Origin of the sequence: Lysinibacillus sp. NPDC097162 (assembly GCF_044762185.1) — a bacterium.
GTDB lineage: Bacteria > Bacillota > Bacilli > Bacillales_A > Planococcaceae > Lysinibacillus.
In genome coordinates this window covers 147,471-161,571 of record NZ_JBIWDT010000001.1, presented here as the reverse complement: position 1 = coordinate 161,571, position 14,101 = coordinate 147,471, and the positions used below count along the sequence as shown (strand labels likewise).

Below are 14,101 nucleotides of genomic sequence, written 5' to 3'. Positions count from 1 at the left end.
GTTGTTTGTCATTTGTATCATAACGAAAAGCGCCCGTCTGTGTCAAGGTAATCTCCTTGTCTAAAAGCCTTCTATTAGCTGATTTAAGTAATCTTCCATCATTAGCTAGTATTTCTCTTTTAAACAACACATTTCACCTTTTTACAGTCGAGCGCCCATTCTATCCACTACAAAATAGCTATCGTTAATCTTCGCTATTTTGTAGCTCTTTATCTAAACCTTCTGCAAACAAGCCATATACATAACGTTCTGCATCAAATGGCTGTAAATCGTCCATCTTTTCACCTAGACCTACGAATTTCACAGGAATGTGCAATTTATTTCGAATGGCTAGCACAATACCACCCTTTGCAGTACCATCAAGTTTCGTCAAGACAATACCTGTTACGTTTGTTACTTCTTTAAACGTTTGAGCCTGCACAAGCGCATTTTGACCAGTAGTCGCATCTAGTGCTAACAAAACCTCATGAGGTGCATTTGGTATTTCCCGCGAAATAACACGATGTACTTTTTCAAGCTCATTCATTAAGTTCACTTTGTTTTGTAGGCGACCCGCAGTATCACAAATTAATACGTCCGCTTTACGGTTTTTTGCAGCACGTATCGCATCATACATGACCGCTGCTGGATCCGAGCCTTCAGACTGCTTAATAACTTCACAGCCAACACGGTCTCCCCAAACTTGTAATTGATCAATCGCACCTGCACGGAACGTATCACCAGCTGCTAATACAACCGTTTTACCTTCTGATTTTAGACGATGTGCCAATTTACCAATTGTTGTTGTTTTCCCAACACCGTTTACGCCAACAAATAAAATAACAGTTAGCTCACCATTAGGTTGCATATTTAGGTCAATTAAATCTTCTTCACCTTGCTCATAAATTTCTACAAGCTTTTCAGAAATAATTGCTTGAATACCGTTTGTATCTTTAATATTTTTACGCTGAACCTCGTAGCGTAATTTATCCATAAGCTCCATCACTGTTTCAAAGCCAACGTCTGCTTGTAATAATAAATCTTCTAGTTCTTCAAAGAAATCTTCGTCTACTTTGCGGTAACGTGCAACTAAATCATTGACCTTTGAAGTAAATGAATTTCGTGTTTTTTCAAGACCAGCTTTAAACTTTTGTGTAATGGACCAAGCAGAAGGTTTTTTTTCTGGTACTTCTTGCTCTACAACGGCGATTTCCAAAACTTCTTCCTGTTTTTCTTCCTCTGCTATATCGGAAGCCTCTAAAACAGGTATGTCCTCACTTGGTGATTCCTCTAGCTTTTCTTCTACTTCTACTTCTACGTTAGTTGTTTCAAGCAAGGCAGGCTCAGCTGTGTCTTCAAGCTGTAAATCGGCTGACTGCTCGTCACCTGTAGTTTCTACTTTTTCTTCTTCTGTCGGATTTCCAATTAACTTATCTTTTAAACGTTTAAAAAAACTCATGCTTGTTCGCTCCTTTGCTCCGCAAGTACGGGTTCATCTTCTAATTTTACTGATACAAGTTTTGATACACCTGATTCCTGCATCGTAATACCATACAGTACGTCAGCTCCCTCCATTGTACCTTTACGATGTGTAATGACAATAAATTGGGTATTGCGACTAAACTTCTTCAAGTATTCGCTGTATCGAACAACATTTGCCTCATCTAATGCCGCTTCTACTTCATCGAGAATACAGAACGGCACAGGTCTAATATTTAAAATGGAGAATAGTAAAGCAATCGCAGTAAGTGCACGTTCACCACCAGAAAGCAAACTTAAATTTTGTAGCTTTTTACCAGGTGGTTGTGCAACAATTTCAATGCCTGTTTCAAGCATATTGTTTGGATCTAGTAATACTAAATCCGCTTGACCCCCACCAAATAATTCGCGGAATACAAGTTTGAATTGCTCACGAATGGCAAAAAACGTCTCACTAAAGCGCAATGTCATTTCTTCATCCATTTCTTTAATTGCTTCGTGTAAAGTATCTTGCGCTGCAAGTAAATCCTCACGCTGCTCTGTTAAAAAAGAATGACGCTCTTGGACACGCTCAAATTCATCAATTGCACTTAAATTCACAGGACCTAATTCTTCAATGGACTTTTTCAATAGCTTGACACGACGTCTCATGTGCTCTTCATCTTCAATTGATAAGGCTACTTCCATTGCTTCTTCTAACGTTAGTTGATAGTTTTCTTCGAGCTGATTATTATAATTATTCATCTCAAATTCTACGCGGCTTCGCTTTAATTCATTCGCACGTATTGCTTCAATGAAGCCTTTATGTATACGTTGCAATTCCTTTAGCTGCTCTTCTAACGTTGTTAGCTCTTGTTGTTGGGCTGCTTTTTTATCTTTTTTCTGTGAAATTGTAACTTGTAACGTTTCTCTTCTTGCTTTCCAAGTTGTGACTTGCTCCTCAACTTCTTCATCACTCAACAGTTTTGTCGATTCATCGGATTGAAGCCATATTATTTCCTGAGAAATATTGTCGACTTTTTGTCGAGCTTTGTTTAATTGGAGAGCAAGGTCTGCCGTTGCAATTTGTACTTGGGACATTTGCTCCTGCATAACCGCTAATTGTGAACGTTTTTCTGCAGTCTGCTCACGAAGAACATCCTTTTCCGTTTCACTTTGTAATTTAACTTTACCTAGCTGCTCTACAGTTTCATTAATCGCCACTAACTCTATTGCAAGAGCTGCTAAACGCGTCGTTGCTGCCTCTTTTTGAGCAAGCAGTGCTTCTTCACGGGTCTTCACATCCTGCGTTTCATTGGAAGCATATGACACTCGGGCTGACAAGCTTTTTTCAACAACTTCTAATTCCCGAATACGACTTGCCTGTTGCATCTCTTCTTTACGTAGCTGTTCGCCTTCTAGTTTTAATTGTTCCACTGCGTCACGCAATGTTGCCAATGTTTCCTTTTCAGTCGCTACAGCCTGTTCTGCACTATAAATGGTTTTTTCTAGCGCTTCTAGTTTAGCAATTAGACCATCTAGCTCCGCTTTTCTAGTAAATAGTGAAGATTGTTGTTTGGCAGCACCCCCCGTTAAAGAACCCCCAGCATTAACAATATCTCCTTCGAGTGTTACTACACGATAGCGGAAACCACATAAGCGTGCAATTTGGCTAGCACCTTCTAAATTCGCTGCCACGATGACATTGCCAAGTAAATTTTCTACAATGGAGCGATTATTTTCATCGAACGTCACCAGTGCATCTGCCATTTGCACGAATGCTGGATGCTCAGTCGCAAGCTGTATCGATGATAAATTAATTTTGCGCGATTTCATGACCGTTTTCGGTAAAAATGTCGCTCGACCTGCTCTTTTTTGTTTTAACCATTTGATTGCCTGTTGAGCATTCTGTTCATTCGACGTCACGATATGCTGTGATGCAGCACCTAAAGCTGTTTCAATCGCTTGTGAATATTTACCGTTAACCTGAATTAATTCTGCAACCGCGCCTTCAATACCGAATAATTCACCTTTGTCACGGGCCAGTAATACTTCCTTAACTCCGTGGAAGAAGCCTGAGAAGTCTGCTTCTAATTCTGCTAATGTGTCTTTTCTAGCTTTTAATTGTTGCTGATGCTGATAAGCCTTATATAGCATTTCTTGCTTATCGCTAAAGGAACTATTCACTTTTTTAAACTGAATTTGCAATGCTTCATATTGCTCTAGCTTTTGTTGCAGTTCAGTCGTTGTTGCAGTATATGTGCCAACAAGCGATTCTTTCTCAGTCACAACTTCAATAAGCTCTTGCCCAATTTCATCCGTTTGGTCGGTCATTCGCGCAGCCATCGCTTTTTGTTGCGATAGTTGTTGATCGATATTTTTCAATTCATTTTTTACTGTTGCTTCTTCATTTAACGAATCGATATAACGGTTTTTATGCTCTTCAATTTCTTGTTCTATCTCTGTAACAGAACGATTTAATGATTGCTCTAATTGCTTAATAATTTGCTTTAAAGTTAAAACTTCTTGTTGCTTTTCAGTAAACAACTGTTTCTTCTCAAGCTCTTGAGCGGTTAGGTCCTCTACTTCATTTTTCGCTTCTTGTAATGATGCATTTAACTGCTGTAATTGGTTCGTTGCATTTTGACGCTTTTCAGCCATTAAAGCTTTACGACCATCCCAACGCTCCATTTCCATTGTTGCATCAACAAGCTCCGATTGAGCAGCATCCAGCTCCACATCAAGCTCTTTTAAATGTTTACGAATTGCTGTAGATTGTGTTTCTAAAGCTTGAATATTACTAGCATGTTTTTGCTCTGTTTCAGATAGTTGCGTATATTCTTCTTTCAATGCATGCAAAGATTGTGCACAATTTTTTAAATCGTGCACAAGAATCGCAATATCAAAATCCTTAAGCTCCGTGGACATTTGCACATAATCTCTTGCGCTAGAAGCTTGTATTTGCAAAGGCTCCAAACGGCTATCTAACTCGTGCAAAATATCTAAAACACGGTATAAGTTTTCATCTGTTTCTACTAATTTATGCTCAGCTTTTTTCTTTCGAAGCTTGTATTTTAATACACCAGCCGCCTCTTCAAATATTGAGCGGCGGTCGTCAGGGCGGCTATTTAAAATTTCATCGACACGGCCTTGCGAAATAATTGAAAAAGCCTCTTTCCCAAGTCCTGAGTCCATAAACAAGTCCGTAATATCCTTCAGGCGACACTGCTGGTTATTTAATAAATATTCACTATCACCTGAACGGTATACGCGTCTTGTTACGCTTACCTCTGTATAAGAAAAAGCAAGCTGCTCATCAGTATTATCTAAAATTAATGTTACCTCTGCAAAGTTTAGTGGCTTTCGAGAGTCACTCCCAGCAAAAATAACATCTTCCATTTTTGCCCCACGCAACGACTTTGCCGATTGCTCCCCGAGTACCCAACGAATAGCATCAGTTACATTACTTTTCCCACTGCCGTTAGGTCCAACAACAGCTGTAACTCCTGGTACAAAATCAATACCAATGCGCTCCGCAAAAGATTTAAAGCCAATCACTTCGAGTCGTTTTAGGAACATCTATTAAGCCTCCTCTTTAGCAGAATGCTCACGCATCATACGCATAGCGCATTGTGCTGCTTGTTGTTCAGCTTCTTTTTTCGATTTTCCTCTACCGATTCCAAGCTCTTGTCCATTTAATAGCACGCTCGATACAAAGGTACGGTTATGCGCTGGGCCCTTTTCATCGATAATCTCATAATGAAGAAGACCGTTGTTTGTTTGCTGTACCATTTCTTGTAACTGGCTTTTGAAATCCATCACATGCGAAAAAGCACCGACTTCTACTTTTGGGAACACGATTCGTTCTAAAAACGTCACGACCGTTTGCAAATCCTGATCTAAATAAAGAGCACCCACAAATGATTCAAAAACATCTGCAAGTAGCGCTGGGCGTTCCCGTCCTCCTGTTAATTCTTCACCTTTTCCAAGCAATACAAAGCGACCAAAGCCTAATTCATTTGCAAAAATAACAAGTGATGGCTCACAAACAATCGATGCGCGCAGTTTTGTTAATTCGCCCTCGCTCATATGCGGGTATTTCTCAAAAAGGTATTTAGAAACAGATAGTTCAAGTACTGCGTCGCCTAAAAATTCGAGACGCTCATTATCCGTAAACAATTTACGGCGATGCTCATTCACATAAGATGAATGCGTGAATGCTTGATACAATAAATTTTTATTAATAAATGTGATATTTAATTCATGCTGTAACAGCTCGAATTGATTGCGTACCTTTTCAGGAAGTACGCCTGATTTCTGCATAGTTCCTTTTCTTCTCATAGCCATTGAACAATCTGCCTTCCTAATAGTTTCTACCGTCTTAGTGTACCTTTTTCAAGGCATTTATGCAAAAGTATTTCGGCTGAAATACAATGTTTTGGAAGTTTTAACGTAATTTTTTAACAAAAATAAAAAAAGGCACGCAAATCGTTCGAAAAACGAACCATTTCGTACCTTTAAAATACATCAAAGCATAAAATGCTTTTGCGATTATGCTTTGATGTAAGTATTACAATGTAATCAGATTTTTAATATGCAACCTCAAAAGGCTGCGTTCGAAATCTATAACATCTGCCAAGAGGCGATTAGTTAATTTTACCTTCGATGTATGAAATAGCAGAACCTACTGTTGTGATTTTTTCAGCATCTTCATCAGAAATTTCCATATCGAATTCGTCTTCAAGCTCCATAACAAGCTCAACAACGTCTAATGAGTCAGCACCTAAATCATCACGGAAAGAAGCTTCTAATGTTACTTCACTTTCTTCAACACCTAAACGGTCCACGATTACTTTTGTTACGCGTTCTAATACTGTAGTCAAAACTTTCACCTCCCCTCAAATGATTATACAAAAAATTTATATTTATGCTATAGCATAATATTACATTACCATGCCACCGTCAATATGTAGCGTTTGGCCTGTCATATAGTTTGCATCATCAGAAGCTAAAAACACAACAGCTTTCGCAATATCCTCTGGCTGCCCTAGTTTAGCAAGCGGAATTTGCGTAAGCATACCTTGTTTTAAATCTTCTGGAAGCTGTTCAGTCATTTCTGTTTCAATAAAGCCTGGTGCAATCGCATTAACTAAAATATTACGTGATGCAAGTTCCTTAGCAGTTGTTTTTGTTAAGCCAATTACACCTGCTTTTGCCGCTACATAGTTAGCTTGCCCAGCATTGCCTGCTACTCCAACGATAGAAGAAATATTGATAATACGTCCTGCACGTTGCTTCATCATTTGACGAGTTACAGCTTTTGTACAAAGGAATACACCTTTTAAGTTTGTATTAAGAACATCGTCCCATTCGTCTTCCTTCATTCGCATTAATAAATTATCGCGTGTAATACCTGCATTATTAACTAAAATATCAAGTGAACCAAATGTTTTAACTGCTGCATCCATTAAAGCAGTTACTTCTTCTGTTTTTGAAACACTTGCCTGTACAGCAAGCGCTTCGCCACCATTTGCTTGAATTGCCGCAACAACTTCTTCTGCTTTTGCTTGTGAGCCACTATAGTTTACGATAACCTTTGCACCTTCATCAGCAAGCTTTAACGCAATCGCACGTCCGATTCCTCGTGAAGCACCTGTTACAACTGCAACTTTACCTTCTAATTTACGCATTGATTGACCACTCCTTCGACGCTTCTAATACTGCTTCTAATGAAGCTTCATCATATACACAATACGTTGCTACTGAACGATCTATTTTCTTTACTAAGCCACTTAAAACTTTACCAGGTCCACACTCGATGAAAACATCGACGCCTTGAGCGATCATTTCACGAACTGATGCTTCCCATTGTACAGCGCTATAAACCTGTTCCACTAATTCCTGTTGAATAGCCGTTACATCTAGCAATTCTTTCCCTTTAACGTTGCCAATTACAGGAATTTGTGGTGTTGATAACGTAATATCTGCTAATGTTGCTTGTAATTGATTAGACGATGGTCGCATTAATTCTGAATGGAAAGGTCCACTTACTACTAATGGAATCGCGCGTTTAGCACCCGCTTCTTTAGCAGCGACTGAAGCCTTGTCAACGCCTTCTTTTGTTCCAGAAATAACGATTTGTCCTGGACAGTTAACGTTTGCAACTTGTACTACATCGCCATTAGCAGTTACTTTTTCAGTCACCTCATGCAATGCATCAAGCTCCATCCCAAGAATAGCAGCCATTGCACCTTGCCCTGCTGGCACCGCTTCGTTCATAAATAAACCACGTTTATGAACAATAGCAACAGCATCTTCAAACGATAAAACGCCTGCGATAACTAATGCACCATATTCTCCAAGTGAGTGCCCAGCTGCATAATTCGGTGTAATGCCTGCAGCACGTAATTTTTCAGCGACCATAACACCTGTCGTTAATAACGCTGGCTGTGCATGATATGTTAGCGTTAACTCTTCAGCAGGTCCCTCTAACATTAATTTAGACAAGTCAAACCCAAGTGTCTTGTCAGCATTTTCGTAAAAGGCTTTACTTTCTTGCGAGTTGCTTACAAATTCTTGGCCCATACCAACCGCTTGAGAGCCTTGGCCTGGAAATATAAATGCGATTTTCGTCATTTCTTATTAATCCCCTTTGTTAGTCAATTTCTAAGTGACGTACTGTATCTGTTATCGTTGAAATAACTGTATGCTCTACCATTGTATTTGCCTGACGTATTGCACTGAAGATTGCCTTTGCATTCGATGATCCATGTGCTTTAATAACAGGCGCTTGTAAACCAAACAAACCTGCACCGCCATACTCTGTGTAGTCCATTTTATTTTTTAAGTCACGTAAATTACTTTTCATAAGTACTGCTGAAATTTTTGTTTTTGTAGAAGACATAAAGGCCTCTTTTAACATCGTAAACAATGCCCCTGCTGTTCCCTCTATCGACTTCAACACCATATTGCCTGTAAATCCATCTGTTACAACAACATCAGCAACACCATCGAGTAAATCACGCGCCTCGACATTGCCGACAAAATTCAAGTCCGCTTCTTTTAGTAAATCAAAAGTTGCTTTTGTTAAGTCATTTCCTTTTTTATCTTCTGTTCCGATATTTAACAGTCCAATACGTGGCTTTTGTAGACCGCCTACTTTTTTAGCGTAAATATCACCCATAATCGCATATTGCAGTAAATGCTCTGGTCGTGCATCCGCATTTGCCCCAAGGTCTAGCATTAAAAAACCTTTACCATCAAGCGTTGGCAATGTCGTTGCTAAAGCTGGTCGTGCAATTCCTTCTATACGGCCTACCTTAAACAAACCACCTGCCATTAGTGCACCTGTATTGCCTGCTGAAAGACATGCATCAGCTGTGCCTTCTTCAACCGCATCCATCATTTTTGCCATTGATGAATCCTTTTTACGTCGTACAGCACGTGCAGGATCATCCGTCCCTTCGACCACTTCTTCACAGTGGATAACTGTTAAGCGATCGTGCATTTTTAAAAATGGGTCGAGCTTTTCTTGCTGTCCATATAATTGAATTTCCAAATTTGGAATTTGTTCTAATGCTAATAATGCACCTTCCACTACTGATTTCGGTGCATTGTCGCCACCCATTCCATCAAGTGCTAATTTCATTATTATTCACCTTTACCTTTCGTGCGGTACATATCAAATTCACCAACAAAAACAGTTTCACCATTCACAGTAGATATAATCTCTACTTTCGTACGATGGCGTTCATCATCTCTTCCGACAACGACCGCCTTAGTTATAACACGATTTCCGGCTCTTACAGGTTTCACAAAAGTAATATTGGAGTGCACTGTTAAGGCCAGCTCATCATCAATAACCGCTACAGCTAATGAGTTTGCTTGTGCAAATAAATGATGTCCACGCGCGATGCCATTGCGCTGAAAAACATGCTCTTCTTTTACATCAAATATAGATAATGCACGATTATCTAGTTCTATATCAATAATTTCACCGATTACTTCATCAATCGGTAATGATTTCACTTCATTTTCATATGTTTTCGAAGCCACATCTTTAATTCGTTCACGTAATTCTGGAATTGCTAATTCCATACGATCTAAACGAATTGTTTGAACACTTACCTGAAACTCCGACGCTAGTTGTTCATCTGTGACGAATGGATTTTCCGCAATCGTTTCAGATAATAATCGCTGTCGCTCTTTTTTCGTTCGTCTCAACGTCATTCGCCACCTTTTGAGTTGTTATTAGCACTTGGTACTAATATCAGTATATAGAGTATAAAAAAAGAATGCAAGACTTGTTTTCAAAAACAAGCTCTCGCATTCCTTGTAGTACAATATTAAATTTCACTAATCAAATCGATCACCTTGTAGAACACCAGCCTTTTCAAGCATCTCACGTAAATATTGATACGTTTCATCATGCCAAAATGCCTCTGTTTCAATCATTTCAGTAGCATCTTTTCGCGCTGTCTCGAGCGTTCTATAGTCATGTACTAAATCGGCAACTTTAAAGTCAGGCAAACCACTTTGCTTACGTCCAAAGAAATCACCAGGTCCTCGTAGCTCCAAATCTTTTTCTGCAAGTCGGAAACCGTCATTTGTTTCAGTCATAGACTGCATTCGCTCTTTGCCTTCATCAGATTTTGGATCAGCGATTAATACACAGTAGGATTGATGCTCGCCACGCCCTACACGACCGCGAAGCTGATGTAGCTGCGCTAAACCAAAACGTTCTGCATCGTATACTACCATAAACGTTGCATTCGGCACATTTACCCCGACTTCAACAACTGTTGTAGATACTAATACTTGTATGTCACCTTCACTAAAATCACGCATCACAGCATCTTTTTCATCCGCTGGTAGGCGACCATGCATTAAGCCAACTTTATAGCGACCATTAAAATACGATGCGAGCTGCTCATAAATTTCTACTGCGTTTTGGACATCCAATTTATCCGATTCTTCAATTAGCGGACAAATAGCATATGCCTGTCTACCTGCTTGAAGCTCTAGCTCTAGTTTGGACAGTACAGAACCAAGCTGTTCTTTTTTCATCCAATGCGTTTCAATTTCTTTACGCCCCGCTGGCATTTCATCAATCAACGAAACGTCCATTTCGCCAAAGGCTGTAATCGAAAGTGTTCGCGGAATGGGCGTTGCAGTCATAAAGAGCACATCAGGGTTTTCACCTTTATCACGTAAAATTCTTCGTTGTTCTACGCCAAATCGATGCTGTTCGTCCGTTATTACAAAGCCTAGTCTATTAAATATTACATCTGGCTGTATGAGTGCATGCGTTCCTATCACAATATCTATTTCACCATCCGCAAGTGCAGCTAATAATAGACGTCGCTCCTTTGTTTTCGTTGAGCCCGACAATAACGCTACTCGTACACCAAATGGCTCAAACCACTCTAATAAGTTTTCAGCATGTTGCTCAGCTAAAATTTCCGTTGGTGCCATTAGCGCTCCTTGAAATCCAGCCGTCACAGCGGCATATAAACAAATCGCGGCAACTACCGTTTTTCCCGAACCAACATCCCCTTGTAGTAAACGATTCATACGATGTGGTTCTTTTAAATCCTTGCAAATTTCATTAACTACTCGCTTTTGTGCTCCAGTTAATTCGTATGGTAATGAAGCGATAAATGCGCGTACTTTTTGCAAGTCAAATTGTATAATCGTACCACGTTCATTATCCTTACGAATTTTTCGTAACGCTTGAATACGAAGCTGAAAGTTTAATAATTCCTCATAAGCAAATCGCCTTCTTGCTTGTTTAGCGTGTTCAGCATCTAGCGGAAAATGAATACCTTCAAGACCATCACGGATTGAGACAAGCTTGTAGGCCTCCTGCAAATGTTGTGGAATCGCATCTGGTAGCTCTCCACCAAAATCATCTAACACTTGCCGCATATATTTGCGAAAACGTTTTTGCGGTATCAAACCTTTGAGGCTATAAACAGGTTCAAAGTCTACTTGGTCTATTTTCGGGCCAAATGTGACTGTTGTACCGTTAATCACTTGTCTGCCTCTATCCCATTTCCCCGTTACCGTCACAATAGTACCTGGTACAAGCTTCTGTTTTAAATAGTTTTGATTAAAAAATACTACCTTTACTAAATGTCGGCCAGCGAGCACTGTCACCTGCAAGCGAGATTTATTGCGCCCTAAAAACAGCACAGTCGGCTCACGCTCTACTTTACATTCAACAGTCACACGTTCATTATGGGGTGTTTGTGCTAAATCCTTTAAGCGAAAATCCTCATGTCGATGTGGGAATGTCCACAAAAAATCATTTATCGTTTCAATACCTAATGTTTCTAAGTGTGCTGCGGTTTCTTTCCCAACTCCTTTTAATTCGGAGACAGGACTGGTTAATTCAGTCACCTTTCACTTCAGCCCCTTTGAGTAGTTCCAATACGAATACCATACCTGTTAGCGTGCACGTATTTAAACTGTCGTAAATCAAAAGAGCCTACCTCCCTTCTGTTCAAATCATCGTTAGCTCCTATAGATTGTTAGCATTTTATATTCTATTTACAGCACTTTTCTTCTTAACTGTATCACAAAATTTTTCATTCGTGTCGTCACAGTAACTACGAAATGCGTATGTACATTTGCTACGGCTAGACTTCTATCGGCGATTTCTTCGGGTGTACCGGCGATTCATGGACTTCTATCGGCCATTTCTTCGGGTGTACCGGCGATTCATGGACCCTCAGTAAGTGCCCTCTGCTAAATTTTATCTATCACAAAAAAGTGTTAGATTGATTGTAGTCAATCTAACACTTTTTCTTTTTTGGTCCAGCCACTTTTCCATGCTTTACTCTACTGCTAAACCTGCTTTTAGTATACTTTGTAAATCACCATTATTAAGAATAGCATTGCTGATTGCTTTTCCTGTTGGCGTCGCAGCTAAGCCACCACGTGCTGTTTCTTTCAAGTTCGGGCTCATTGACTGACCAATGCGATACATCGCACCAATGACTTCATCGCACGGAATACGACTCGTTACACCTGCTAACGCCATATCTGCTGCAACAAGAGAATTCGCTGCACCCATTGCATTACGTTTAACACAAGGCACCTCAACTAATCCAGCTACTGGATCACAAACAAGGCCAAGCATATTTTTTAATGTAATTGCGAATGCTTCTGAACATTGCTGTGGCGTTCCACCCGCCATCTCCACGATTGCTGCCGCAGCCATACCAGCAGCTGAACCAACTTCAGCCTGACAGCCGCCAGCAGCACCTGAAATGGAAGCATTATTTGCTACAACAAAGCCAAATGCACCTGAAGTAAATAAATAGCGAAGCATTTGTTCACGTGTTGGATTTAGCTTATTTTTCACAGCAAATAAAGTACCTGGCACAACTCCCGCTGAACCCGCTGTAGGTGTTGCACAAATGGTACCCATTGCAGCGTTCACTTCATTTGTCGCAACTGCTTTACTAACTGCGTCTAATAATAAATCCCCTGATAGCGATTTTCCTTGTGCAATATAATTTTGAATTAGTACGGCGTCTCCACCAGTTAGGCCTGTTACAGACTGTACTCCTTGCAAGCCTCGTTCTACCGCTTCTTCCATCACTGTTAAGTTCTGGTCCATCTGTTGCATAATTTCTTCTCGCGTGCGTCCGCTAATTAACATTTCCTGCTCAATCATTAGCTCAGAAATTAGCTTTTCTTCCTGTTCTGCTCGTTCTACAAGCTCACGTACATTATGAAATAACACTTCCATAGAGACACCCCCTAGTTATTAATTCTCGACACTTTCGTAATATGTGGTATTAATGAAATTTGTTGAAGTACTTTTTCCTCAATATTTTGATCAATTTCAATGACCATTAGCGCCGTTAAACCACGTTCAATACGTGAAACTTCCATATGCCCAATGTTGACATTGTGCATCGCTAAGCAATTCGCAACATTAGCAATACAGCCAGCGCGATCATCGTGAACAACAAGGATGGCGGGCATCCCACCTGTTAAACGAAGTTTGAAGCCATTGACCTCACTTACTTCAATTTTTCCGCCACCAATCGAAATGCCGACAATAGACATTTCTCCATCATCATCACCGAACACTAGTCTAGCTGTGTTCGGATGCTCTGTATTCGCAGTTTCCGGTATAAACTCGTATTCCAATCCGGCTTTTTCCGCATGTTCAAAAGCCGTTTTAATACGTTCATCAAATGTATCAAAATCTAATAAACCACCAATTATTGCTACATCTGTCCCATGCCCTCTATACGTTTCAGCAAATGATCCATAGAGATGAATTTTCACCCATTTCGGTTGTCTACCAAATAAATCTCTTGCTACACGTCCAATACGCGCTGCACCTGCTGTATGAGAAGAAGATGGACCAATCATAACGGGTCCAATAATATCAAAAACTGATGTAAACTTCATACAAGCACCCCTCTATTCTATTCGTATAATAATTTTACATTTAGTTATATCATGCTTGATAGTTACTATAAAAGTAAAGCACTACATTTATCAACTTTCAGAAAATTAACACGACTATAATTTATAACTTAATTATATTATTCCTTTTTTGTCCACTCTATAAATACACACTTTCCAACAAGTTGATATCCCAGTATTTCCAAAATAAGTGTCCTCTGTAGAAATACATAAA

Annotated in this window: 11 protein-coding genes; all 11 read right to left on the bottom strand. The window is 39.8% G+C overall.

The window, feature by feature from the left end; all coding sequences use genetic code 11:
- Window positions 1–184: 184 nt before the first annotated feature.
- The 11 genes from ftsY to sdaAB all read right to left on the bottom strand — a co-directional run bounded on the left by ftsY (window position 185) and on the right by sdaAB (window position 13,869).
- Window positions 185–1,438, bottom strand: a complete 1,254-nt coding sequence (gene ftsY, locus ACIQXW_RS00740; RefSeq protein ID WP_402759394.1) for a signal recognition particle-docking protein FtsY — start codon at window positions 1,436–1,438, stop codon at window positions 185–187.
- Entirely contained in the window at window positions 1,435–5,016 is a 3,582-nt protein-coding gene (smc, locus tag ACIQXW_RS00735) for a chromosome segregation protein SMC (RefSeq protein ID WP_402759392.1), read from the bottom strand. The genes ftsY and smc overlap by 4 nt, the downstream gene beginning before the upstream one ends.
- A gap of 3 nt (window positions 5,017–5,019) precedes the next feature.
- On the bottom strand, window positions 5,020–5,784 hold the full coding sequence (rnc, locus tag ACIQXW_RS00730; protein ID WP_401009494.1) for a ribonuclease III: 765 nt from the start codon (window positions 5,782–5,784) through the stop codon (window positions 5,020–5,022).
- Between the two features lie 299 nt (window positions 5,785–6,083).
- Window positions 6,084–6,320, bottom strand: coding sequence for an acyl carrier protein (acpP, locus tag ACIQXW_RS00725; RefSeq protein WP_340825875.1), 237 nt, complete (start codon window positions 6,318–6,320; stop codon window positions 6,084–6,086).
- Window positions 6,321–6,380: 60 nt separating this feature from the next.
- Window positions 6,381–7,127, bottom strand: coding sequence for a 3-oxoacyl-[acyl-carrier-protein] reductase (gene fabG / locus ACIQXW_RS00720; protein ID WP_401020407.1), 747 nt, complete (start codon window positions 7,125–7,127; stop codon window positions 6,381–6,383).
- Window positions 7,120–8,073, bottom strand: a complete 954-nt coding sequence (gene fabD, locus ACIQXW_RS00715) for an ACP S-malonyltransferase (protein WP_402759391.1) — start codon at window positions 8,071–8,073, stop codon at window positions 7,120–7,122. Before fabD ends, fabG begins: the two co-directional genes overlap by 8 nt.
- Window positions 8,074–8,092: 19 nt before the next feature.
- Complete coding sequence (gene plsX, locus ACIQXW_RS00710) at window positions 8,093–9,085, bottom strand: phosphate acyltransferase PlsX (protein WP_340825878.1); 993 nt, start codon at window positions 9,083–9,085, stop codon at window positions 8,093–8,095.
- 2 nt (window positions 9,086–9,087) lie between these two features.
- Entirely contained in the window at window positions 9,088–9,660 is a 573-nt protein-coding gene (fapR, locus tag ACIQXW_RS00705) for a transcription factor FapR (protein ID WP_340825879.1), read from the bottom strand.
- Window positions 9,661–9,792: 132 nt separating this feature from the next.
- Complete coding sequence (gene recG / locus ACIQXW_RS00700; RefSeq protein WP_402759389.1) at window positions 9,793–11,838, bottom strand: ATP-dependent DNA helicase RecG; 2,046 nt, start codon at window positions 11,836–11,838, stop codon at window positions 9,793–9,795.
- A 436-nt stretch (window positions 11,839–12,274) separates the two neighbouring features.
- Window positions 12,275–13,195 carry an L-serine ammonia-lyase, iron-sulfur-dependent, subunit alpha gene (sdaAA, locus tag ACIQXW_RS00695; RefSeq protein ID WP_340825882.1) on the bottom strand — a complete coding sequence of 307 codons (921 nt, stop codon included), beginning with the start codon at window positions 13,193–13,195 and terminating at the stop codon, window positions 12,275–12,277.
- Window positions 13,196–13,206: 11 nt separating this feature from the next.
- Complete coding sequence (gene sdaAB / locus ACIQXW_RS00690; RefSeq protein ID WP_340825884.1) at window positions 13,207–13,869, bottom strand: L-serine ammonia-lyase, iron-sulfur-dependent subunit beta; 663 nt, start codon at window positions 13,867–13,869, stop codon at window positions 13,207–13,209.
- Between the last annotated feature and the right edge of the window lie 232 nt (window positions 13,870–14,101).

Excerpts from the sequence above, each read along its gene's own strand:
- fabG (WP_401020407.1), bottom strand. The coding sequence starts at position 7,127 with ATGCGTAAATTAGAAGGTAAAGTTGCAGTTGTAACAGGTGCTTCACGA.
- ftsY (WP_402759394.1), bottom strand. The coding sequence starts at position 1,438 with ATGAGTTTTTTTAAACGTTTAAAAGATAAGTTAATTGGAAATCCGACA.
- fabD (WP_402759391.1), bottom strand. The coding sequence starts at position 8,073 with ATGACGAAAATCGCATTTATATTTCCAGGCCAAGGCTCTCAAGCGGTT.
- rnc (WP_401009494.1), bottom strand. The coding sequence starts at position 5,784 with ATGGCTATGAGAAGAAAAGGAACTATGCAGAAATCAGGCGTACTTCCT.
- sdaAB (WP_340825884.1), bottom strand. The coding sequence starts at position 13,869 with ATGAAGTTTACATCAGTTTTTGATATTATTGGACCCGTTATGATTGGT.
- plsX (WP_340825878.1), bottom strand. The coding sequence starts at position 9,085 with ATGAAATTAGCACTTGATGGAATGGGTGGCGACAATGCACCGAAATCA.
- sdaAA (WP_340825882.1), bottom strand. The coding sequence starts at position 13,195 with ATGGAAGTGTTATTTCATAATGTACGTGAGCTTGTAGAACGAGCAGAA.
- smc (WP_402759392.1), bottom strand. The coding sequence starts at position 5,016 with ATGTTCCTAAAACGACTCGAAGTGATTGGCTTTAAATCTTTTGCGGAG.